This window comes from Flavobacterium arabinosi (assembly GCF_048158725.1).
Classification (GTDB): domain Bacteria; phylum Bacteroidota; class Bacteroidia; order Flavobacteriales; family Flavobacteriaceae; genus Flavobacterium; species Flavobacterium arabinosi.
The window spans coordinates 116,994-141,196 of record NZ_JBLNKX010000008.1; the positions used below are offsets into that span (position 1 = coordinate 116,994).

At 36.4% G+C, this 24,203-nt stretch carries 12 protein-coding genes; all 12 read right to left on the reverse strand.

Features of this window, described 5'->3' with window-relative positions:
- Window positions 1-34: 34 nt before the first annotated feature.
- The 12 genes from ACM55K_RS15420 to ACM55K_RS15475 all read right to left on the reverse strand — a co-directional run bounded on the left by ACM55K_RS15420 (window position 35) and on the right by ACM55K_RS15475 (window position 24,202).
- Window positions 35-952: a glycoside hydrolase family 43 protein gene (locus ACM55K_RS15420; protein ID WP_416851162.1), complete on the reverse strand. Its 918-nt coding sequence runs from the start codon at window positions 950-952 to the stop codon at window positions 35-37.
- Window positions 953-1,089: 137 nt separating this feature from the next.
- A complete protein-coding gene (locus tag ACM55K_RS15425; RefSeq protein WP_416851163.1) occupies window positions 1,090-2,667 on the reverse strand; it encodes a glycoside hydrolase family 28 protein in 1,578 nt (525 codons plus the stop codon).
- A 49-nt stretch (window positions 2,668-2,716) separates the two neighbouring features.
- Complete coding sequence (locus tag ACM55K_RS15430) at window positions 2,717-4,135, reverse strand: glycoside hydrolase family 140 protein (protein WP_416851164.1); 1,419 nt, start codon at window positions 4,133-4,135, stop codon at window positions 2,717-2,719.
- Between the two features lie 19 nt (window positions 4,136-4,154).
- The gene (locus ACM55K_RS15435; protein WP_416851165.1) at window positions 4,155-7,220 is read right to left on the reverse strand and encodes a DUF6298 domain-containing protein; all 3,066 of its coding nucleotides are present in this window, start codon (window positions 7,218-7,220) and stop codon (window positions 4,155-4,157) included.
- Window positions 7,221-7,389: 169 nt separating this feature from the next.
- Window positions 7,390-9,069, reverse strand: coding sequence for a polysaccharide lyase (locus ACM55K_RS15440; protein WP_416851166.1), 1,680 nt, complete (start codon window positions 9,067-9,069; stop codon window positions 7,390-7,392).
- A gap of 69 nt (window positions 9,070-9,138) precedes the next feature.
- A complete protein-coding gene (locus tag ACM55K_RS15445) occupies window positions 9,139-9,810 on the reverse strand; it encodes a DUF3826 domain-containing protein (RefSeq protein WP_416851167.1) in 672 nt (223 codons plus the stop codon).
- Window positions 9,811-9,912: 102 nt separating this feature from the next.
- On the reverse strand, window positions 9,913-11,613 hold the full coding sequence (locus tag ACM55K_RS15450) for a polysaccharide lyase (RefSeq protein WP_416851168.1): 1,701 nt from the start codon (window positions 11,611-11,613) through the stop codon (window positions 9,913-9,915).
- A gap of 89 nt (window positions 11,614-11,702) precedes the next feature.
- Window positions 11,703-13,730, reverse strand: coding sequence for a RagB/SusD family nutrient uptake outer membrane protein (locus tag ACM55K_RS15455; RefSeq protein ID WP_416851169.1), 2,028 nt, complete (start codon window positions 13,728-13,730; stop codon window positions 11,703-11,705).
- A gap of 27 nt (window positions 13,731-13,757) precedes the next feature.
- Complete coding sequence (locus ACM55K_RS15460; protein ID WP_416851170.1) at window positions 13,758-16,973, reverse strand: SusC/RagA family TonB-linked outer membrane protein; 3,216 nt, start codon at window positions 16,971-16,973, stop codon at window positions 13,758-13,760.
- A gap of 1,115 nt (window positions 16,974-18,088) precedes the next feature.
- Window positions 18,089-19,081, reverse strand: coding sequence for a pectinesterase family protein (locus ACM55K_RS15465; RefSeq protein ID WP_416851171.1), 993 nt, complete (start codon window positions 19,079-19,081; stop codon window positions 18,089-18,091).
- Window positions 19,082-19,582: 501 nt separating this feature from the next.
- Window positions 19,583-21,604 carry an aceric acid hydrolase gene (locus ACM55K_RS15470; RefSeq protein ID WP_416851172.1) on the reverse strand — a complete coding sequence of 674 codons (2,022 nt, stop codon included), beginning with the start codon at window positions 21,602-21,604 and terminating at the stop codon, window positions 19,583-19,585.
- A 138-nt stretch (window positions 21,605-21,742) separates the two neighbouring features.
- Window positions 21,743-24,202 carry a pectate lyase family protein gene (locus ACM55K_RS15475; RefSeq protein ID WP_416851173.1) on the reverse strand — a complete coding sequence of 820 codons (2,460 nt, stop codon included), beginning with the start codon at window positions 24,200-24,202 and terminating at the stop codon, window positions 21,743-21,745.
- Window position 24,203 lies beyond the last annotated feature (1 nt).

A 24,203-nucleotide genomic window follows, 5' to 3' on the forward strand; every position in this document is an offset into this window, starting at 1 on the left:
TATTATGTCGTCAGCCCTTGGGATTGGCAAACCATTATTTTTTCTCCATTAATCCTTTTAAAACTTTCTTCGAAATCGTGGTAATCGTTCCGTGTTTGTGTCCTTCCGGAAGTTTTATTTTTGAGGAAACATCTTCAAAATAAACAAAATCTAAAGTGCTTAAAGCTTTATAATTTTTTGAACCATAATTGTCATAATACAGCAACCAATTTTTACCGACTTTAACGACAGTTGGCCCTTCTGATAAATACTCCGTCAATGGTTCTGAACTTTTATTGAATGGTCCCAAAGGCGATTTTCCGAAAGCTACTTTTATGTTTCGCATTGGTCTGGTGTTGTCTTTCAAAACCAAAACATAATCTTTCTTTCCTTTTTTTACAATCACACAATCAATCACGCTGAAACCTGGCTCGTAATACAATTTCGTATCCGAAAAGGTTTTGAAATCTTTGGTTGTCACGTAATACATTCGGTGGTTATTTTTCTCTTCTTCCACTCCTTTTGCAAATCGAAACGGAATAGTAGAAGCCCAAATAATGATGTAACTTTTTTTTACATCATCATAAAAAATCTCGGGAGCCCAAACGTTTACGACTTCCGGCTCATTTTTCATCACCGGAATGTATTCTTGCTTCGACCAATGAATCAAATCTTTGGAACTCGCATATCCAAAACCGTTTCCGCCTTTCCAATCCGTTGTCCAAACCATATGATAAGTCCCGTCTTTTCCTTTTGTTATCGAAGGATCACGCATTATTTTGCTGGCACCGATTTCAGGTTTTAGAAACGATCCTTCAAGACCTTTCCAATTGTAACCGTCTTCACTGTACGCCAAGTACAAACCTTCTGTCGCCGGTTCCCTGAAAGAGGTGAAAAGGAAAATTTCTTTCTTTTTCTGGGAATAGCTTAGAGTAGAAAATGCTAAAATTATAATGATTAAAAATTTCTTCATTGCTATGGTTTTCCTCACCCCAACCCTCTCCAAAGGAGAGGGAGCCGAAACTGGAGCGTTGTTATTTTAAAAATTAATCCGTTATTTAATTCCTCTGTTTTGTCACCCTCCCCTTCGGGGAGGGCTGGGGAGGGGATTTATTCTACAATTGCTTTTTTATCCAAGTCTTTTCCTTTTTTCACAACGGTATTTACATTATTAAAAACATTGTTTTTCAGAAAGATATTTTTGGTGTCTTTTCCATCTGCTTCGATAAAAATATCGGTGGCGTTGAATGGAAAATTGTTATTGATCATAATATTCGAAGCATTATCAATTTTGATAACCGGAATTCCTTTTATTGGTGTTGATGAACCTACGTTGTCCAAAATGAGGTTTTTAGAATCGGTGATTTTGAAAGAGGAACCCGCTGTTGCATTGACTTTTACATCGTGAAATTCTACATCGGTTGCTGTAATTACCGTAAAACCTTCTTTGCCATCCATATTGATATTCGAAAAAGATATGTTTTGAATTGGCATTTCAGAAATTCCGCGAACAAATCCTGCTTTATTTACATTTCCGCCCGTAACATTGCTGATGTGAATGTTTCTAAAAATTGGCGTGCGTTCTGTAACCGGCTCCACCGCATTGTCTTTATCATAGAACAAATCCAAAATAATGGCTTCTTCCTTGATGTTTTTCATCACAATATTATCCACGCGAATATCTTCTACAACGCCACCTCGACCGCGAGCTGCTTTGATACGAATTCCTCTATCGGTTCCGTCAAAAACACAGTTTGAAATGGTAATTTTTTTGATTCCGCCCGACATTTCACTTCCAATTACAACTCCTCCGTGACCACTTAACATTGTGCAATTGGTAATCGTAACATTTTCAGTTGGTTTTCCGTATTTACGCCCATCTGCATCTCTACCTGATTTAATCGTAATACAATCGTCGCCAACGCTGATGTGACAGTTTGAAATATGAACATTTTTGCAGGAGGAAGGATTGATTCCGTCTGTATTTGGCGAATGCGGATTATTAATTGTAATTCCGTTTACAGTTACATTGTCGCAGAATTCAGGATTTATCGTCCAGAAAGGAGAGTTTTGAAATGTAACGCCTTCGATTAAAATATTCTTGCAATTGTAGGCTTGAAAAAAAGAAGGTCTGAAAAACTTCTTGTCAATCGTTCTTTGATAATAAGGAGAATACACAATACCCTTGTTTTGTTCGTCCCACATTTTTTGGTATTTGGTTAGTGGAATTGGTCCTTTAGCGCTTTCGATTCGGTACACTTCATTCCACCACGCTTTTCCTTGTCCGTCAATCACACCTCTTCCTTTGATGGTAATATTCTCGGCGTCTTTGGCATAAAATAATGGCGAAAAAGATTGCATCACGATTCCTTCATAACGCATTTCGACATACGGAAGGTAGTCATCAAAATTCTCTGAAAATTTCAAAAGTGCGCCGGAATCTAAATGTATTGTGATGTTGCTTTTCAGTTTTAGAGCACCCGTTAAATATTCGCCGGCAGGAAAGAAAATAGTTCCTCCACCGTTTTTAGATGCTTTTTCGATTGCTTTTTGAATGGCTTCGGTGCATTTTACTCCTTTATTGTTTCCACCTTCGTTTAGAATGTTTAGCCAGCCATCGTTACTGGCGAAAGCAGTATTGAATGCTGTAATGAAACAAAGGATGATTAGTATATTTTTAATTTTCATAGTCTTAATTTTTGGCACGCAGATTCAGCAGATTTTGGCAGATTTTTGATTACTTGGATGTTAAAATTAGCACCCAGTCGTTTCCATCCTCTTTTTTGCCAGTAGGCTGAAATTCCCGAACTCCTTTATTGGCTACTATTCCAATTTTGGTTTTTTGTCCATTTCTTGGATTGTACCAAGTTGCCGTTACTTTATCTCCAGCGATTTTACCCATATTCACTGCAATTTTTCTACCTGTATACGTATAAATCAAAGCATAATTTTTTCCTCTGGTAGCAACTAAATAATCATATTTCTCTCCTTGATTCGCAACTATAGACTGGTCCGGAACTCTTTCCAAATAGGGAAATTCGAGCATTAATTTTTTGATATAAACCATTTGTCCAGCACCAGATGCATTGATTGCAGACGTCCATAATTCTTTGTTTCCGTAAGCTGGTTTGTCTCCTTTTCTGAACATTTGCATTACCGCATTGTGTCCGTAAGTATAACCTGCAGCTCCAGCAAAAACGGACCAATAACCGTAACGTCTTACATCACTAGCTTTCCATAATGGTTGTAAAGTGTCGTGCAAACCGTGTGGAATTCCTTCGTAAGACGGTTCTCCGTCCAAAGTTGGTTTGGTTGGTTTTAAAGTCAAATCTCTTTGAACGAATTTGTAATTATCTTCTTTGAAAGAACCTGACAATGTATCCTGATCGTATCGACGGTGACCCGATTGAAACATATTGAAATCCAACCAAGTCGCAGTATGATAATCGTCAGAAGAATCAGTTCTTCCGAAAGGGTGAAAAGTCACTAGTTGATTCGGATTGTTGGTTTTTAATGTACTTCCGATAGCATTCCAGATGTCTTTAAATTCGTTACCGTGTGTGTCTCCACCGTTCAGCCAAATAATATTGGTTCTGTTTTTATATCTTTCGGCTAAAAACTTTGCATATTGAATTGCTTGTTCTTTACTCACTTTGTCTCCTTTTGAAACATTGGTTCCCCAAACCGGCACCATTGCAACGTAGATTCCATTTTTTTGAGCCACTTCTAAAGTGTAATCTACGTGATCCCAATAATCATATTCTGCTACATTCCTGAAATTATTTCCTGTAGTGGTTAAAGGCTTAGACACATCTTCATTTATCAAGGCTGCATCTCCATACACATTAACAGCATTTATATTATGTAAAACCATCACTTGAACCACATTGAATCCTTTTTCTTTTCGATCCTGAAAATATTTATCCACGCCTTCTCTATCTAATTTTCCGAATGTCAACCAACCTGTATCACCCAGCCAGAAAAATGGTTTTCCATCTTCGGTAGTAAAATAATGTTGATTTTTTGAAATTTTGAGTTTTAGCAAGTCTTTGTTTACCGATTTTGCTTTTTTGGTAGTTTGGGAATAGCCGCAAACCGCAAAAAACAACGAACAGCTTATAAAAAACGCATATATATAGTTTTGTTTTTGATTCATTTTTGAAAGTATTTTGAAATTATTTTTTTATTATGAATAGTACTTTTTCCTTCACATCAGAAGCGGGAATTACAACAGTTTTTCCTCCGTTGATGTTTGCATTTTTCGATACGCTTCCTGTGTAAACATTAATCGAATAAACTTCGAAATCACCTTTATAATTAGAAAGGTCAATTGAAATATCTTGCGAATTCTTCGCGTAAAAAAGATAGGATTTCCCTTTGTTTTCGAGTTTCCAAACTGCATCTAAAAACGTGTTTCCATTTACAAATTTCATACCACTAATCTCCGAATTGAAGGAAGAAATCTGAATTTTTGGAATATTTGGCAGCGACCCTCCCGCCATTAATACCGCCCATCCAAATCGTGAAGAACCATCGGTAGAATACAAGACTACTTTTTCTGGATACTTCTCACGATACTCTCGAATCGCACGATATACTTGGTCATCGGTTTCTTTTCCGGTTTTTAATTTTCTGGCGTGTTGTCTTGGTGCTAAATTTACGCCACCTTGTGGAGCATAAGCCGTTCCGTCTTCTTTGTAATACCAATAACGAATATCAATGGCATCAACTGTTTTGACTCTATTGGCATCGCTCAAAATAGCATCCTGAACATCTTTGGTAGCACTCAAGCCAATAATTCCTTTTTTACCCGTTTCGGTTTTCCATTTTTGGGCTTCATCCAGCCAAAACTGCATAAAGTGAAGTGGGCCAGTATATTCGGCACTTGTCAATTGAATAACATTGCTGTTGTCCTGGAAATTCTCGAATGATTTACGAATGAATCCTTGGTGTAATTTTTTTCGAACAGGGTTTGTAATATCATAAAACTGCTCCGCCATAAAAATACGTTTGTCTCCTGCATAAGGTGGCGGTTCCGGAAAACCAGTACTGTTTATATTATTCGCCGAACGCCAAGGAGAACTAGACCAATGCGCTCCGGCTTCTATGATATTGTGTTGAAAATATTGCTGATTGACCAATAATTGTCCGTTTGCTTCCGCCAAATTTGCAAATTGCGCCAAGCGAGTCCAATACCAATCATTGAATTTGGTCAAGTCGTATTTGCTTAAATGATCCCAAGCCAAATCTTGTCCACTTCTGGCAAAAGGTTGTTCGTAAAACGGAGGCCACACATCGGCATCAATTCGGCGAACACGTTCGTGATCGTCCATTCTTCTGTCGTACCATAAGCCATAATTATGTTCTAAGGCGATTATATTATTGGTACTTAAATAATCAACAACTTCATCGATTTTATCTGTAAGTCCGGTTCCGGTTCTTCCGGGAGCGAATCGGGTAATGTGCGGAGTCGATTTTTTGACATCTATATCCATTAGATTACCACGCCACCAAGCCACATTGGTTTGTTTTCCAGCGATTAATTCCCTTTCAAAAGTCAATAATCCGTTTTCTATCTTTACTTTAGAAGTGTTTTTGGAAATCTTATTTTGCTCGTTATTTTTTAAATCGTTGGCGTTTTTTAAGCCCGAATTAGCAATCGAAATTGGATTTGATTTAGAAACTTCGGCAATCCATTCCGGCAAACTCATTGCAGTTTTAACCGAATTTTTGGTTAATTCTAGAGCTACTTCAACCGACGGACTAGAAGATGGCTCTGAACCCAAATCATAAATAAATGGTTTCACGGGAAGTTTTCCCAAACGGGTTTCTAGCTGTGCATAAAACAAACTTCTTGGACTAATATGACCGTTTACATCTTTCCAATGTCCGTTTCCTGCAAATTGTCCCCAAACTCCAAAAGCCCAGTTTTGCGCTGTTGGCGGACTGTAACATTCTATTTTGGAAGCCGATGATTCCCAGATTACGCTGTTTGCAGCTGTCCAACCTGCTCCTCTTCCGTCTTGTTCCCTGTTATTGTAACTTAACGCTTGACCATCAATATTAGCAATGTCGAATAAAACTCCGGTTGCCCAACTTCCGATGGCTCCGCTATTTTCAAAAGGCAAATGCGATTCGCATTGTAAAAAAACATTTGGTCCCGTTGTTCCAAAACCTCCTACGGCAAAATCGTGGTAACCAAACTCGGAGTAACAACGTTGAAACAATGTTTGCTGACCTTCTGTATAAAAAGTATGTCTTCTGAAAGAAGCAATTTCTGAAATGGGTTCTGTTGCAATACAATCTTCAACGGTAATTTGTTGAGCCGTTTTTAGCAAAGAAATAGCTCCTCCCGAAAAATGCTTGAAATTCACTTGTTTTACCCAAGCATTTCTGGTGTTTTCGATGCTAACTCCCAACCATCTATGTTCTTCGTCTTTTAGATTTGAGGCATTAAAAGTCGATTTCATCAAAATATTTTCGATTCCAATCTGCTCAATTCTTCCTGACCAGGAATATATAGTCACTTTTGAAGCTCCGAAAACATCATCTAAAGCCATTGTTATTGGCGCATTTAGGGTTACTTCATTACCGTTAATTTTGGTTACGACTCTATTCCAAGTCATATCCCAGTCTCCTTTTTTCCAGCCAATCCAAGAGGTTTCTCCTCCAAAATCTTGCATATTCAATTCCTTGATCCAATTGTCGATCAAAGGTCTGCTGATGCTGATTTCGTCAGATACTTTTAATTTGGAAGCATTTTTTAATTGAATTTTTTTGGTTCCAAGTGGTGTGTAAGTGGTATTGAATTCGAAAGTATCTCCGTACTTTCTATCATCAACTCCTAAAACCCTAATTAAAGATTCTCTTTCCAGTCCGGTTCCTAAAAGTATCGTACCGTTTTCTGTGTTTCCACTTCCTCGTAAAACCACGCCCGATTTTTTGATGTATAAAGTTCCGTTGATTTTAAAAGTTCCTTTATCTAAAAGAACTGCACCACGAAAACCTGATTTGTCTAGTTTTAGATTACTGACATAATCAATGGCATTTTGTATTTTTTGGGTAGCATCCTCTTCTTGCTTTGGAACAAAAATTTTATTCTCCAAATTTGGAATAGCTTTTTCAGAAGCCATATATCCCGCATAAGAAAAGTCCGGAATTTGGTTTCCTTGACTATCCGCAGTAAAAGAAAGTTTTCCTTCTTTCGTTTTTGTAATATCAGGAAATGTACTTTGTGCCATAGTAATGTTGACACTAAAGAAAATAACAAAACAGGATAAAACGAGTATATCCTGTTTGCTTAATATTATATTTTTGAGTTGGACAAAATTCACTTTAAAATATTGTTTGATATTATGATTAAACCTAACAGGTTTTAAAAACCTGTTAGGTTTGGTCTAAATTTAAAAATTATTGCAACAATCCTTTTGACTTCGCCAGCGTGTCAATATTGTTTTCGTTTTTCGACCAATCGGTTTTTTGAGTTGGATCGATACCGTTAAAATATTTTTCCAAGTTGGTATATCCATCTCCATTCAAATCTTTATTGGCATCAGAAGCGTCTTTTGGATTCAATCCGTATTGGATTTCCCATTTATCAGAAATTCCGTCACTGTCCGAATCTTTATAGGCTTTTCCTTTGTATTCCGGATAACCGCCAACTTGGTCTGGACTGGTAATAATACCTTTTTTATAAGAATCAGCAGGCAATCTTCTTTTAATGAACTCTTTACCGATTGTATTCTCTAAACCGTCTTTAACCTCAATCTTTCCGGTACGAACTTGTTTAACAATTCGTTCGTCAACCGCATCTCTTTTTGGCAAAGTTGCCCCAACATTGTTCAACACAAATTCATACGCTTCTTCTGCCTTCATTATTTTAAACTGAGGCATTGCGAATGGTTTTGTTTGTTTGATTAATTCTAAATATTCTTTAGATTGTTCCAATGAAAGATCTTCTAATTGAATTCCACCATTCCAATTATCAGCAGTGACTTCTGGAGCTCCTACTATATAATTCCCCGAAACATATGCTCTACCAAAAGTTTTTGGTTTCATATAACCCGATTCCGGTTTCAAGATTCTATAACGAATAGGTTGATCTGTGGGAGTTATTGGACCTGGTTTAAAATAATTATTGATGATATTAAACAACGAACGGTAATCTCCTCCGTCTAGGGAACGATTCCACCAGTTGAATACCACATTATTCACAAAATTAAAGTCGCCATACATCCCGATAGAAGCATTTCTGGAAATATTATCAGCCCATAAATTTCTCATAAAGGTACTGTTCAAACCTCCGATAGTACTTCCAAAAGAATGATTATAGGTATCCAAGCCTTCCGAAGAAATCGTGTTTTGAATCGTAATATTTACAGCTGGCAATTTTTCCAAAGTTGATTTTTCATTCGCTTTAAACTGATGTCTGTACAATGAAATATTTTCGTCCAGTCCCCAGCTTACAGAACAATGATCAATAATGATATTTCCCATCGGATTTCCGCCAAGTGCATCATCTCTTCGAGTAACATCGGTTGCGCCTCTTCTAAAACGCATGTGTCTTATAATAACGTCGTGCGTATCTATCTCTAAGGTTTCTCCTGCTATACAAATACCATCACCAGGAGCTGTTTGTCCTGCAATTGTAACATAAGGCGCTCGCATACTGATGCGGTTTTTCAATCGAATAATTCCCGAAACATTGAATACGATTGTTCTCGCACCCACTGCTTCGCAAGCTTCTCTAAAGGTTCCTTTACCAGTGTCTTCTAGACTGGTCACCACAAATATTTTTCCGCCTCTACCTCCTTGGGTAAAAGCACCTCCGCCTTCGGCCCCAGGAAAAGCGGGAATTTCCGCAGGCACAAAATCTTTAGGATATGAAACCCAAGGCAAATAAGGTTTGCCGTGTTTTGCTTCTTCCTTAAGAGTCTTGGAGTTATTTGTCCAGATTTCCTTTAAACGTCTTTCTTCTTTTGCCAAAATGGTGTCAGTTTTAGCCTGAAGTTCATTGGAAATTACGGGATATTGAGCAAATACTGATGAAAATGACAGGCAAAAAGAAACTACCATAATAGCCCGCTTCATAATGTTTTTTTGAAAAATGTTAAGCATTACAATCGTTGTTAAGAATTAGAATTTATAAAATTTGGCAACTTACTTTTTTGATTTCTCCTTTTCTCGTGCTGCTGTGCGTGCATGCCAATCAGTACTTTCTTTGTTTAAGTCGTAGCCTTGTTTTGATAAATAATTATTGATTCTTCCTTTGTATTTACCAAACCAAGCGTGTTTTTCTTTGGAAGAACCACCGTCCATAGCTTGTTCTCTGGCTTCAACCAAATTTTTATAAATGTATTCTTTTTGTTCCTTAGTTAAATTAGGCAGCATATCTTGATATCCTGCGTAAGTAATTGGCAAAACACCATAAGTCATTCCGTCTTTAACTTCGGTGATTTTATCTGCATTTAATTGAGTTCCTAATTTTTTTAAATACGATTTATGCAGTTTATCAATTGATTTATTGGCTCCCGCTTTTAGTTTATCAATTTTCTCGTTTTGTTTTTCTTTTGATAAAGCACTGCTTTTTACTTTTGCAATTTCGGCATCTCTTCCATCCTGAATTTTACTTAAATCACGGAATTGTTGCGCAATGATATTGGTTACAGCTTTTTCTTTTTCGGTATTAGCCAAGGCTAATTTAGCAACAATTTTAACTGCTCTTTCATTTGTAACTTTGATATATTCTGGATCTTGATATTGTTGTGCGCTAACTTTACAAAGTGAAAGCAGCATAAATAATAGGCTAAGACTTAAATTTTTGATTGACATAATATTGAATTTTGGGGGGTTCATTATTCTATTAATTTTTAAAAGCATTTTATTTCATAGTTTGTATTACGAAATAAGAATGCTTTCTAAAATATTTATAAATTAATCTAACAAAGGTCTTGTTAAAGTCTCTTTATTGTTTGCTAAATCTTTCCAATCTACTTTTATGGCAGGATTTACACCATTGATGTAATCTTCAATATTGGCATAGCCATCGTTGTTTAAATCTCCTTTGGCATCAGATGGATCATTTGGATTTAAACCGTATTTTTTCTCCCATTTGTCTGGCATACCGTCTTTGTCGGTATCTAGATATGGTTTTCCTTTGTATTCTGGATATCCGCCTACTTGTGAAATATCGGTGATGATACCTTGTTTATAAGAATCCATAGGCAAACGTCTGTGCTCGAATTGATAGAATTTTTTTGACTCCAATCCTTTGGCATATTCAGGAACTCCTGATTTTACTGTTCTTACGATTCTTTCGTCAACTTTGTCTCTTATTGGCAAAGTGGCTCCTACATTTTTAAGTACAAAATCATAGGCTTCGTCTGCTGTCAATATGTTTTTGAACCAAGGCATTGGAAAGGGTTTGTTGCTATTCATTTTATCGAAATACGGTTTAGACTCTTCGTAAGTCATCAATTCTCCTTTTTTATTTTCGATTTGAACGCCGCCATCCCAGTTGTCTTTGGTCACTTTTGCGTTATTTTCCACTATGTTACCCACAACGTGCGCTCTACCATAAACCATGTAAGATAATTTACTTCTTCCTGATTCTGGTTTTAAAATTCTATAACTGATTGGCTCTTTTAAATTGGTTACAGGCCCTGGTTTGAAGTAATTATTGATAATGTTATAGTTTGCTGTATAATCGCCACCATCGATAGAACGATTGCTCCAATTAAATACCACATTATTTACAAAATTGAAAATACCGTTCCAACCGATTGAAGGGTTTCTGCCAGCATTATTGGCCCACATATTTCTAATAAAAGCACAATTCTCTCCTCCTAAAGTACTACCAAATGCATGGTTGTAAGTATCTAAAGCTTCTCCAAACAAACTGTTTTGAATGGTAATGTTTACTGTACCTTTCTTCTCGTCTGGATAACCAGCACCCGGACTATACATATGTCTGTACATTGACATGTTTTCGTCTAATCCCCAAGTGGCAGAAACGTGGTCTATCATAATATTTCCTACTGGATTACCTCCAATCGCATCATCTCTACGACCTACAAAAGTTTCTCCTCTACGAAAACGCATATGTCTTATAACTACATCGTGAGTATTTATCCATACTGACTCTCCTGCAACACAAATACCATCACCAGGAGCTGTTTGTCCTGCAATAGTTATATAAGGAGCACGTATGATTAAAGGGCTTATAATTTTAATTATTCCTGAAACATTAAAAACGACGATTCTTGCTCCACCTTTCTCGCATGCTTCACGCAAGGTTCCTGGCCCTCTATCTTCTAAGCTGGTAACGATATAAACATTTCCGCCTCGACCTCCATAGGTATACATCCCTCCACCTTCGGCTCCCGGGAAAGCAGGTATTTCTGCTTGTGGCAAATCATTTGGTCTTGACGCCCATGGGATGAATGGTTTTCCTTGCTTGGCTTCTTGTTCAATAATTACACTGGCCTTTTCCCAAGCCTCATCGGAACGCTTCGAAGCATCATCCATAATAACCTTGGATTTTGCTTGAACTTCAGGAGAAAGAGATGGGTATTGGGCTAGACATTTAGCATTTCCTACAAATAGAAGTGCTAAAATAAATAGGGACTTTTTCATGTTAATTTTAATTATAATGATATTTTAAACTAAATCACCTGCATTTTAGATACAGGTGATTGGTTTTTTTTTAATTTTTTAATACTATTTTACTGAAGAGGATCGAAATCTCCACCCCAACCTTTTGTTTGTTTCAAATATGGTGCTGTATCTAATAAACCTTGTGGAATACCAAAGAAATAATATTCGTTGTACCACTTAAAAGACCAGTTAGCAGGAGTAGTCGCCTCTATATTATCTCTTTCTACTATCTCGAAATAATTTGTATACAGATATTCTAAATACAAAGCTTCATTAGCAATAATTGTTCCTGGTAGTTTTCCTGTTGCCGGGATAGTGTATGGGAATACAGGCTCTCTATTAACTATTGGAGCAACTCCAGCTGCATTAGGTAAAAAAGGATCTAATGGTCCTACAAATCTAGCTCCAGCAGTATTCTTGGCTATGTAATAATAACCAGTTCTTCTAGTACCATTTATAGGAGTTACACCTAATCTTGCTGTAGTTCCTGCACTAGCATCAAAAAGTTTCCAACGTCTTAAATCATAAAAACGTTTTCCTTCGTAAGCTAATTCTATTTTTCTTTCATTAAGAACAGCTGCAAAATGTTGATTTCTAGAAGATACATTAGCTAAACCATAATCAGAAGAACCAACAACTAAACCAGCACGAACTCTAATGGTTCTTATTAAATCCTTTCCTTCAGATAATTTGTTAATCCCAATTGCACATTCCGCTAAATTCAATACTACTTCGGCAAAACGCATTTCCATAAAATCAGTTCCGCTATAAGCAAAACTATTAGCAATACTTGCTGATGGCGAAGTCGATTTGCTCAAATAAATAGCCGTTTTATTATCTCCTAATGTTTCAGTAAAAGTTGCTGGTGTAGCAGAAGCAGTTCCTGTTTTTGTATAAGCATAAGTCCATTGTTTAAAGGTAGTTTTTTCAGCATAACCCCAAGTTGCACCATTATATGCAAACGTTTTATAAAACCTTGGATCCCTGCCTTTATAAAATAAAACAGGATTATAGGATGCATTACCTACAATACTAGTACCATCTGCCATTGGAAACGCATCTACGATTTGTTTAGTAGGAGCTACAGAACCACCTCCTGTAATTTCTTTAGAACGACATGCTTTTTCCCAACCATTGTTTCTCTTAATTTGATCTGTAACTGAATTATTAAAACCGTAAACAATTACTGCTTCTGGATTATTAGCTTCTGTAAACCACATATCACCCCAAGCTTTACCATTAGCAGTTCCACCTACAGCAAAAAGTCCAGAACCATTCGCTTCTAAAAGTGTTTTTGCAGCTAAATTAGCATCATAAGCACGTTGCCAACGTTGAACGTCATCATTTGGATTAAAAAGTGGACTCGCCCATGTCAACAACACACGACCTTTGAAGGCAGCAGCGGCACCACTTGTAATTCTACCCCAATCTGCACCGTTAACCCATTTTACTGGCAATAATGATTTAGCCATATCTAAATCAGCAACAATTTGTTCGATACATGCAGATGTAGAACTTCTTGCAATTTGACTATCTGAAGCAGCATCTAAAATAGGGTTCTGTGCCGTTAAAACCAACGGAACACCACCATACAACTTCACCATATCATAATATTGCCAAGCTCTCCAAAAATACAATTGTCCTTTCAGTTGATTTTTTTTAGCATCATCTATTCCTGTATATTTATCAACTTCATTCAGGAAAATATTAATTTGTTTCATTCTAGTCCATGTATTATTTGCAATACTTGTACCCATTCTTGTCCCTAAATAGGGAAGGGAATTGGTTGTTGCATTTAATGACGCATAAACCTTATTATAATTAGTTTCTCCAAAAAGTTCATCTGAAGTTCTACTAAAGGTATCCCCACCACCTGCAGCAAGATCCCAAGTCATAGCGGCAGCATTATCCGGAGGCAAAATGGATTTATAGATATAATCTACATAAGCTGTAGCTAATGAAGGATCTTGAAAAACCTGTTCATTAACTCCTCCAAAATCTTCTTTCTCAGCAAGGAAATCATCATTACAACTCACTAGAGAAAAAGCTGTTACGATTGTAAACAACCCTATCTTTTTTATATTTTTTATTTTCATAACTTTATTTTTTTGATTGATCACTAATTAGAATCCAACATTAAGTCCTAATGATATCGTACGTAAAGTAGGATAAACATCATAGGCTCCACTACCATTTTTATAGGAATAAGGATTATAAAGATTAAACGGATTCAAACCTACTAAGTTAAGTTTACAAGAACTTAAATTCATAGCAGTTAACGCTTTTTCAGGCAATGCATATGCAATTGTAATATTTCTACAATTTAAACTAAAAGAATCAACTCTCCAAAAAGTAGATGTTGGATCCATGTTAATAGCACTAAAGTAAGGGTTTGGCATTGTACCGGTTGGATTAAGAACTGGATCATAAATATTATTCCAAATCTCAGGCTTATTAACCGTATTAGAACTTATAGTAGCTTTCAAAGGTTTTCTAGCATTAGTATCAATCTCAGACCATCCTCCACCAAATGAAGCACCTACAACAGCATTGATACTAAATCCTTTGTACCCAAGTTTTAAAGTAGTACCCGCACCGTATTTAGTTGATCTTCTTTTAGACAATTGAACTTGGTCATTTACATCAATGATTCCGTCTGGAGCAGCAAACTGTCCGTTACCCAAGTAAGCACCTCTAACATCTCTATAATAAAGAGTTCCTGGTCTAAGTGCTGTAGCTAGTGTACCAAAAACAGATTTAATATTATATTTAGTTACATAATCTGTTACATCTTGTTGTGTTTGGAACATACCCATATAATCGTAACCCCATTGACCATTATCACTAGACTGACCCGGTTTAGCGTTCCAAGGAAGCAAGATATCAGCAGCATTAAAATTACTCTGAATTATTTTGTTATCTGACCATCCAAAACGAAGATCTATACCGTAACTTACTTTTTTTGCTATTTTATCATTCCAACCTAATTCAAATTCATATCCAAAGAAATCTGCTTTTCCAAAATTTTCAGAAGCTACGGTTCCTCCAACAGTAAAAGGTACGTTTCCAGTACGCTCCATAAGAATATCAGTACCAATATTGTAAAATGAATCTACTCCAAAAGATAATCTATTGTTTAGAAATTTAGCTTCTAAACCAAAATCAGTTTTCAACTCATCGCTCCATGTACCATTAGGATTAGGAGACGCTTCCATTTTCATACCTGTAGATGCTCCAACGTTTGACGTTCCTCCAAAAACACCACCTTGACCATTTTGAAACGTATATCTTTGTCTCCACAACCAAGCTTTAGTATCGTCTTTTCCAACCTTTCCAATAGAATATCTAACCTTTAGGAAATCAACAACTTTAGATTTGAAAAAATCTTCTTTAGATATAATCCATCCTGCAGACACATTAAAGAAGCTACCCCAATAATTTCCAGGAGCAAATTTGGTTGAAGCATCCGATCTGAAAAGAACTTCAGCTAAATATTTTTCTCCATACGCATAATTTAATCTTCCAATATATCCTAATGAACCGGATTCATTTCTCTCAGTACTTCCATCTACTGCACCAAAAGCCGAACCAAATTGACCATTTGTGGCAGGTATTGGACCCGCTTTAAAAACAACTTCCTTAGTACCCTCTGACTCTGATCTTTCGATAGCAACTAAACCACTAATACTATGCTTCCCAAAATCACGCGCATAAGAAGCGTTTAAACTATATTGTACTGACAAAGAATTAGAGTTAGCAAAATACAAACGATCTCCATTTGTATAGAATTTACTACTCTTTAAGATAGCATTGTCATCAAAAATATGGCCATTTGTTCCTGTTCCTGTATATTGATACAAAGTATAACCAGTACCTACTTGTGTTCCTCTACCATTACCCATATTACGAGCATATGCCCCTTTAACACTCATCCCTTTAATAAAAGGAACTGCATATTCAGCATACATATTAAGTGTCATCGTACTCGCCTTGGTAGTAGCTAAGTTATTCAAACGTTGAATTTCCTGATAGTGATATCTAGTTGTAGCATCATTATTTCCCAATGGCTCCACTGGATTTCCATTGATGTATTGAGGGACATAAGGTAAATCAGTCAACAAAGTGATATAATCATTTTCTTCGTTTTCTGTTCCTATCTTATTAAACGTTTTTGTCTGATCTGAATTGAAACCAGAAATCTGGATACCGGCTTTCAGATTACTGGATAAATTGACATCAACACCCGCTCTATAGGTCCATTTATTATAATCTAAAGTTCCTAAATTACCATTTTGTTTATAATAAGAGGCTCCTGCAAAATAAGTAGCCCTGTCAGTACCTCCACTAGCATTAATATTATGGCGCATAGTATACGAAGGAGACCATTCTTGATCTAAAGTATTATAATTTATAGTTTTGAAAAACGCAAGCTCATCATCAGAAAAGAATTTAGTTGCATCTGGAGCTGTAGCATTAGCACCATTAGGCCCATTCATCGTGTTAATATATCTTCCAAAATCATTCGCATTCATCATTTTTGTACGATAAGTAGAGTCGTTCGTACCATAAGTACCACTATAAGTAAATTTAGTAGGTCCTTTTTTACCTCTTTTAGTAGTTATCAAAACCACACCTTGACTGGCTCTAGATCCATAAACAGCAGCAGAACCATCCTTAAGGAACGAAATACTTTCAACTTCAGAAGAATCTAAGTTATCAAACAAAGTACTATCACTTTTCCCTTGAGGATCAAGTTGCAAAACTCCATCTATAACATACAAAGGCTGGTCATTACCACCATCTTTTGAGAATGTCATCGGATTACGTATTTTCAAAGTCGATTTATTCCCTGGTCTTGCAGAACCGCCTGAAACTCCAACACCCAGAACACGTCCTGCCAAAGCAACACCCAAATCTCCAGTTGGCAAATCCTCAATTTCGTTCATTTTTAAGCTTGCAACAGCTCCTGTTAAATGCGCCTTTTTCTGCTTACCGTAACCTACAACAATTACTTGCTCCAGTTCAGATGCATCTTCTTTCATCGTAACATCAATAACAGCTTCGTTGCCAACTGTTTTTTCTACTTTAATCATTCCTATGTAAGCAAATGAAAGAATATCTCCTTTTTTTACGTTTATAGCATAATGTCCATTAGAGTCCGTAACCACTCCATTTTTTGTTCCTTTTACATTTACATTTACTCCTAGAACTGCTCCTCCAACGTAATCGATTACGCTTCCGGTTACAATTTTTTCTTGGTCAGTTTTTTGGGCAAAGCTCGAAAAACTCATTAGTGCAAACAAAATTAAACCACATCTCTTTGCGATCGTTTGTTTCATAAGTGCTCTTTAGTTAATTAGTTAATAGTTAGTTAGTTAATAAAACTGCCTTTCGAATCTGAATAAAATTACGGAAAAAACACTTCAATTGATGTTAAATTTCAACGTAATTGTTAAGTGTCAAAAAGACATTTATTATTTATGGCCCAAATATATAATCTTAAAACATTGCAACTGTCCTGTACCGTCCTGCTTTAATGCTATTATCAAATAAAAATTGTAATAAATAAATCATATTAATAAAAAACTGACGAATAAAATATACTAAATCAAAAAAAAAAATGAATTAGTATACATATTCTTAGGTGTTCCTACTCATATTTTAAAGGGAAATAAGAAAACAGTCCAAGTTAAATCAGGACTCTTTTTTATTCGAAAAGCTATTGTGATTGTTACTGAACTAAAACCCGAAAAATTATAATTTCTCTAATTATTATTGTCAACAAAATAATAGACAGAACTAAATTAATAAACTGGTAGTCACAATTGTTTTAGCCTCAAAAAAAATTAAATGACAAAACTATAAATACTGCTAGCAGCATCTTATAAAATGCGTATTATCACTGAAAAAAAGTTAAAACACTTGCTCCCCTACTACCATGGAAATCTTCTGCTGTCGTAATTATCCTTTAAAGAATAATTAGCTACCGTTGAATATCCGATTTAGTAAATTGTAGCAACCTTATTTCTTAAACCAAATGCGCTTAAAACTAGCATGGAGAAAAAAGCAATTACTCATAATTACCTCCTATAATTTTGTAATCATCAAAATTTTTAGAAAATTGCAAAAGCGCATTTTTTTCTAAATGCAGGTTTTCGTTACCTTTTAACTGTATTGAGCCAGTTAATCAAAATCCATTCGGAATCAACACGCCCGCCTCCTTTGGCACTACAAGCTAAAATGGCATCGTTTATGGCTTTGATATCAATGAAGTCCCATAGTATTTTGCTCCATATTTAATTATATTGATAGTGTCCTTTTTAAATACAGGTTCAATGATAACTGGTAAATTGTTATAAGAATAGGGTTTTATCTACGCCAGAGCTTTTATCGAAACTACACAAAAAGGAGCAAAAGTGGCTCCTTAAAAAAGACTTTGTTCTTACTATTTATTTTATTTTTTAGGATTCCAACCGTTCAATACTTTATCCAAATCGTATTTTTTAAGATCTGATTTTTTTAATTGGTGTGACCAAGAAGCTCTTTTTGATAAATCTTTTGCTCCTACTCCTTTGCTTCCGTATTCAGCATAAAAGACGGTTTTTTCTTTGTCGGGAAAATTCTTGTCGCCTTTCCAAGGGTTCCACCCATCGGGAAGAATATGCGCTCCCATTTCTGTATTGATGAATACCGTTTGTGCATAAGGTCTCCACGGTCTTCCTAGAAAAACTTGGTTTACCTTAGCGTCTTTTGTAATTAGTTTACAATCCACGAATACAAATCCATACTTGTCCAACTGAGTGGTTGATGCTGCCGTAACGTAAGAATTGGTCAGGCTTTCGATAGTACAGTTATAAAAATAGGCTGTTGCGGCTCCGAAAATAAAATCAGTTGTCCCGTTGATGTAGCAGTTTTCGAAATAATTTCTTATTCCGCCTTTTGCCAAGTATAAGGTATCTTGATTTCCTAAAATCAAGCAATTTTTCACAACTAGTCTATCGCCCTCAGTATGCAAAGCAACTGCTTGGCCTGTTTTGCCAGAAGTATTCTCTACAGTTAGATTTTCTATTGAACAATCATTCCCCTGAACCAATAAGGTATAAGAAGTGTATGTACTGAATTCTGTGTTTCCAGTCAAATCAATTCCCCTGAAGGGTTTTCCAGAGTAATCGTTATAAGAAATCACGGTTTTTTCTTTGTCCAATCCTTTTAAGGTAATATTTCTTTTAAAAGAAGGAATGACTACTTTTTCATTGTAAACACCCGGTTTAACAACAATAATCACGCGTATTTCAGCATGGTCTCTCACTTTATTGATAGCTTCTTGTATAGTTTTAAAATCTCCAGAACCATCTTGAGCAACTGTTAGTTCGAATAAGTTGTCGGTTGTCTGCGCTGATAATAAGATGGAACTTAATGACAGAAATAAGATTAAAATACTTTTCATTGATTTCTACATGGTTAAATTGTGTTTATTAGTTTTTCAAAATATTTATTTCCATAAGCCATTGCTCACAAAGGCTTGTCCATAAATTCGTTGATCCGGGATTATTCCTAAGCGCAATTGCATGGCCTCCTTGATTGAACATATGCAGACTCGAAGTAATTTGATTTGACAACAAAGCATCATAAAACATTAGACTATTTTTTGGAGATACTGTCTTGTCGTTAAAGCGTGTGCAATGAAAGTTAGCGGAGTATAATCACTTACCTGAAACTGTAACGAGTATTTTTTGATTAATTCCACAGATGGATTTGGCCCAAGCAAATTTTCCGTGCTTGCCTTATATCTAAAGTGGCATAAATTCCTGAGCCTGCGTTTCAGCAATTGCCAGTAGCAATAGGAAAACCATTATTTTTTTCATTCAGTTTATTTTATAAAAATCACATTTTAATCATTTTGACATCTTTGTCAAAGTTCAAAACTTTGACAAAGATTAAAATTATATTAATGCGACAACCAAACTGACATTTCACCCTTGCCATTATTTCCCCACGCAAAATACGGAATTAATTTTATGGAATAAGTTTTACCTTCTTCTTTAGGAATGGGTTGGTACAATTTTTTGTTCCAAGAATTATCCGGAGTAACAGACGAACTGGCGTTAATGCTGAGTAAATTTCGATTGTCAATTTTAATAAAATCTGTGGTGAATTTAGAATTGACATTCAATAGAACATCATTTACACTGGTATTCGCAGGAAGTTGATCCGATTCTAAACAATAAACTATTGGGCCACGTTTAACAGCTACCTGGTTCTTGATTTCCTCAACAAGCGGATTGGCTTGCATCAATTCTACCGGCATAGGAATATTCAATTCGATGACATCTCCTTTTTTCCATTTTTGCACAATTTTTTGGTAAGAACCTGAAACAATAACATCACTGATTTTATTATTATTAATTGAAATTGAAGTTCCTTGACTCCATCCTGGAATTCTCAAGAAAAATGCTTGTGCCTCTTTTGGTGCTTTTATTATTTTCAATACAATTTTTCCATCCCAAGGATAGTTGGTTTGTTGTTCCACTTCCAATTTTTCGCCGTTTAACATAACCGTATTCAAATGATTGCTGCCGTATAAATTCACATACACGCCTTCTTTCGAAAGATTATAGGCGTAATTGCTGATCTCGGCTATTGTTCTAGTGACGTTTGGCGCACAACAATTCGACAAAGCAATATAACCCTCGCGTTCTTTGCTCCATCTTTGTTTGAATGGTAAATCCTTGGAAACATTCAACGGATTATTGTAAAAGAATTCCTTTCCTTCCAAACTGATTCCCGACAGCACACTATTGTACAATGCTAATTCTACAATATCGGCATATTTAGCATCGGCCGTAATTTGTAGCATTCTCCAATTCCACAAAACATTCCCGATATTGGCACAAGTTTCTGTATGAGCAGTAGCATTAGGCAATTGAAATGGTCTTCCGTAAGCCTGATGAATTTTCTGCACATCTGTAGGATTATAAGAAGTCCCGTCTGGAGAAACTCCGTCATACAAAGAACCACACGCACCCGTAATGTACATTTTTCGATATGTTACATCATCCCAAATGGATTCTAGATTATCCAATAATTTTTTTTCTCCAGTTTCGGCATATAAATCGGCCACGCCAGCGTACAAATAATTGGCTCTTACGGCGTGTCCCATTGCGGTGGTCTGTTTTCTAAACGGAATTCTGTCTTGATTGTCGTCAGTTCCGTCATTCGTAGTTCCTCTAATATCAATCAGATTATTGGCCAATTCCAGATATTTTGGGTTTTTCGTGGTGCGATACATTTCGACAATTCCCATATAATGTGAAGGACAAATAGCATTTCGAGCTAAATCTGGAGATGCTTTTTTATAGAAATCATATAGATAATCCGCTACTCCTTTGGCTATATTCAAAAAATTGGTTTTTCCAGTGGCACGATAATGAATACAAGCTGCAGTCATTAAATGTCCCATATTATATTTCTCGAAACCCAATTGTTTTTTTACTTCTTCTGGCCCCAAAGTTCCCCAACGTTCGTCGATTAAAACAGGAGTATGCAAGTAGCCGTCTTTGCGTTGTGCTTTCGCAAAAAGCACAATGGCTTTGTCCATTTCTACATCCAATTTCTTGTCTTTGGTTATGGCATATGTAGCCGCCATTCCTTCAAAAATCTTGTAAAAATCCCCATCGTGAAAGGATGGTCCTTTGAAAGTTCCTTTACTTTCACCCCCTGCAATTTCAAAATTTTTGTAGGCATGAGAAATAGAATCGTTATGATACAAATCCCACATATACGGCAAAGTGTTTTTGGTTTCTACATCAAATTGTTCTTTCCAAAAACCGTTTGTCCAAGATACATCTTGCAAATTCACACTTTGCAATTTAGAATAAGGACTTTCAGAATTGGCTACCAAACCTTTGTTTTGAGCCACAAAAGCTGTCGAAAAAAGCATGGCCGATAATAGAATGATGTTCTTTTTCATCTTTAATTAGTTCTAAATATTATAAAAAATTATAACGCTGATAAAATAGATTTTTATTTTTTGAATCTGCGAAAATCTGCTAAATCTGCGTGCCCATTTTTTTCACGCAGATTTGGCAGATTCTACTGTACTGCTTCTTTATTTAACGAAGAAATTTATTGCACGACTCATTGAATCTCCATCAGCATCTTTAACAGTAATCATAAAAGAAGCGAATCCTTTTTCGCTTGCCGTAAATTGAATTTCTTTGCCTTTCAAAACTACTTTTCCGTTGGCAACATCAGAGAAAGTATATACTGGTTTTTTCTCGTATCCTTTGAAATAATCTTTGGCATCCAATGTCAATTTTCCACCTGAATTGATGAAAAAGTGAGGTTTTGCCATCCAATCTAAATAGTCGTCTAATTGGGTAAAACCGTCTTTGTCTTTATCCAAATTAGCTTCCGAAAAATCATTCGCAGCCGAATTTACATTCAATCCTTTTGCTTCTTCCCACCAATTTGGCAATCCGTCGTGGTCGGTATCCCAATCTGTTGCACGTTTTTCATTTGCAAAATTTGGCCATCCTCCAGCATCTGCTTCGTTATCAATCATACCTCCCAAACCGCTTTTGCTTCCTTTATAAGTAAAAGTTCCTTTCAAAGTTTCGTCAACAATTCGAACATCGTGTTTGTCAAAGAAAGGCTGATTCGCTCCCACATCCGAAAGCACATCTTTGTAAGCTGCTTGTGCAGTTTGAGTGTTTACATGCGACTCAAAAAATGGTTTTGGCAAAAACACCGGATAATCCACAATCGCTTTATTAGATATTGTAAACTTTCTCCCTTTATCTTGATTCTTTTCATTAAAATAACCCGGCATCACGTTTCCGTCAAAATAATATTGCTGTTTTCCTTTTCCAACACCTTCAATTTGTGCATTTAGCGCCACAAAAATTTTTGTTGAAACTCCCGGTTTATAAAAATTATTGACGAAATTCACTTCACTGGCTCCACCATCTGTAGTTCGGTGTCCCCAATTGTACACCACATTATTACGGATATCCAATCGTCCTCCGTAAAAACCATCACCATTCAATCCTCCACCAATGCTCCAGTTCCTGCCTTCATTGTGTGCCAATAAATTATGGTGAAAACTACCTACATCACCACCAATAGTAGCGGCATATCCGTGCATTTTTCCTACCGGATATTTATCGTGACCCGCAACATTCAAGGCTTCTGAAATCAAAGTGCGTTGCAGGGTAATATTGTGCGATCCTCTAGAACTAAAAGATTCGTCGATTGTCCAGCTGATAGAACAGTGGTCAATAATACTATGATTGGCACCCGTAAGTCCCATTCCGTCGTAAGTAGTTCCGCCGCCAATTCGAACTTTCAAAAATCGGATTACTCCATCATTTCCTGTAAGTCCAACAGGTGCTCTGCTGATCGTGATTCCTTCTCCCGGAGCAGTTTGCCCAGCAATTGTTACATAAGGTTGATTCACCACTAATCTTGAAGCCAATTTTATATTTCCCGATACATTAAATACGATTGTTCTTGCGCCAATAGGCTGATCAACGGCATCGCGCAAACTGCCTGGACCGCTATCATTCAAATTGGTCACTTCGATAACTTTTCCGCCTCTTCCTCCAACGGCAAAACGACCGTAACCTTCAGCTCCTGGGAAAGCCAATTGTGCCGGCCTGAAAGACCAAACCGTACCCAATGTTGCATTTCCTTTTGCATCCAATTCATCCACACGCCAGTAATAGGTTGTTCCGCTGTACAATTTCCCAAGATCAAATTTGTTCTCGGTTAATTTTCCTTTAAATTCAGGAGATTTTTCGGTGGCATTTGAAACCGCTTTTTTATCCGTTCCATAATAGATTTGGTGCGCCACCGCATCTTTGGCAGATTCCCAATTCAATATCAAATTGTTGTCAATCACCACGTGTTCGTTGGCATTTTCAGGCTTTGGCGTATGCGATTGTTTTTTCAAATTTGGAGTATCAATTTCAAATCCATTGATTACCATTTGTTGGATAAAATCACTTGATTTTGCATCCAATTCAAAACGAATCACCACATCCTTGTTTGCTTCAGCATTAAACAAAATATAAGCCGTCGCAGTTTCTATTTTGGAATTAGAACGATTACTTGGCGTAACGGTTTCCGCCAATTTATCATTCACGTAAATTTTTACCGGCGAGAATGTTTTACCTTCGATTTTGTCAAAGGTGTTGTGAAAAGTAAGCAGCGAATGTTGTCCTGCCTTTAGTCCACTGATAACCAATTCCAAATTTTCGGCTGTAGCCAAACCATCACTGGCTAATTTGCTGTAAAACGGTGCATTCATTCCCACCTTGTACCATTTTGCATTAAAGTTTCCTTTCAATTTGAAGGTTAGGTTATTGAAAGATTTCTCGGCTTGTTTTTGTTCGCTTATCGTCCAAGAACTATAATTGGTGTCATTCACTTCTTCAACTCTTCGTTGCGAAAAATCAAAATCAACTTTTACAATTTGTTTTTCTGTTCCATTTTTTAATGATTGCCCTTGTGCATTTACTGCTAAAATTGCCGACAAAGCCAAGCAACTTACTAATCCCTTGATCATC

Coding starts and splice junctions, on each gene's coding strand:
- ACM55K_RS15420 (WP_416851162.1), bottom strand. CDS start 952: ATGAAGAAATTTTTAATCATTATAATTTTAGCATTTTCTACTCTAAGC.
- ACM55K_RS15425 (WP_416851163.1), bottom strand. CDS start 2,667: ATGAAAATTAAAAATATACTAATCATCCTTTGTTTCATTACAGCATTC.
- ACM55K_RS15430 (WP_416851164.1), bottom strand. CDS start 4,135: ATGAATCAAAAACAAAACTATATATATGCGTTTTTTATAAGCTGTTCG.
- ACM55K_RS15435 (WP_416851165.1), bottom strand. CDS start 7,220: ATGGCACAAAGTACATTTCCTGATATTACAAAAACGAAAGAAGGAAAA.
- ACM55K_RS15440 (WP_416851166.1), bottom strand. CDS start 9,069: ATGAAGCGGGCTATTATGGTAGTTTCTTTTTGCCTGTCATTTTCATCA.
- ACM55K_RS15445 (WP_416851167.1), bottom strand. CDS start 9,810: ATGTCAATCAAAAATTTAAGTCTTAGCCTATTATTTATGCTGCTTTCA.
- ACM55K_RS15450 (WP_416851168.1), bottom strand. CDS start 11,613: ATGAAAAAGTCCCTATTTATTTTAGCACTTCTATTTGTAGGAAATGCT.
- ACM55K_RS15455 (WP_416851169.1), bottom strand. CDS start 13,730: ATGAAAATAAAAAATATAAAAAAGATAGGGTTGTTTACAATCGTAACA.
- ACM55K_RS15460 (WP_416851170.1), bottom strand. CDS start 16,973: ATGAAACAAACGATCGCAAAGAGATGTGGTTTAATTTTGTTTGCACTA.
- ACM55K_RS15465 (WP_416851171.1), bottom strand. CDS start 19,081: ATGAAAAGTATTTTAATCTTATTTCTGTCATTAAGTTCCATCTTATTA.
- ACM55K_RS15470 (WP_416851172.1), bottom strand. CDS start 21,604: ATGAAAAAGAACATCATTCTATTATCGGCCATGCTTTTTTCGACAGCT.
- ACM55K_RS15475 (WP_416851173.1), bottom strand. CDS start 24,202: ATGATCAAGGGATTAGTAAGTTGCTTGGCTTTGTCGGCAATTTTAGCA.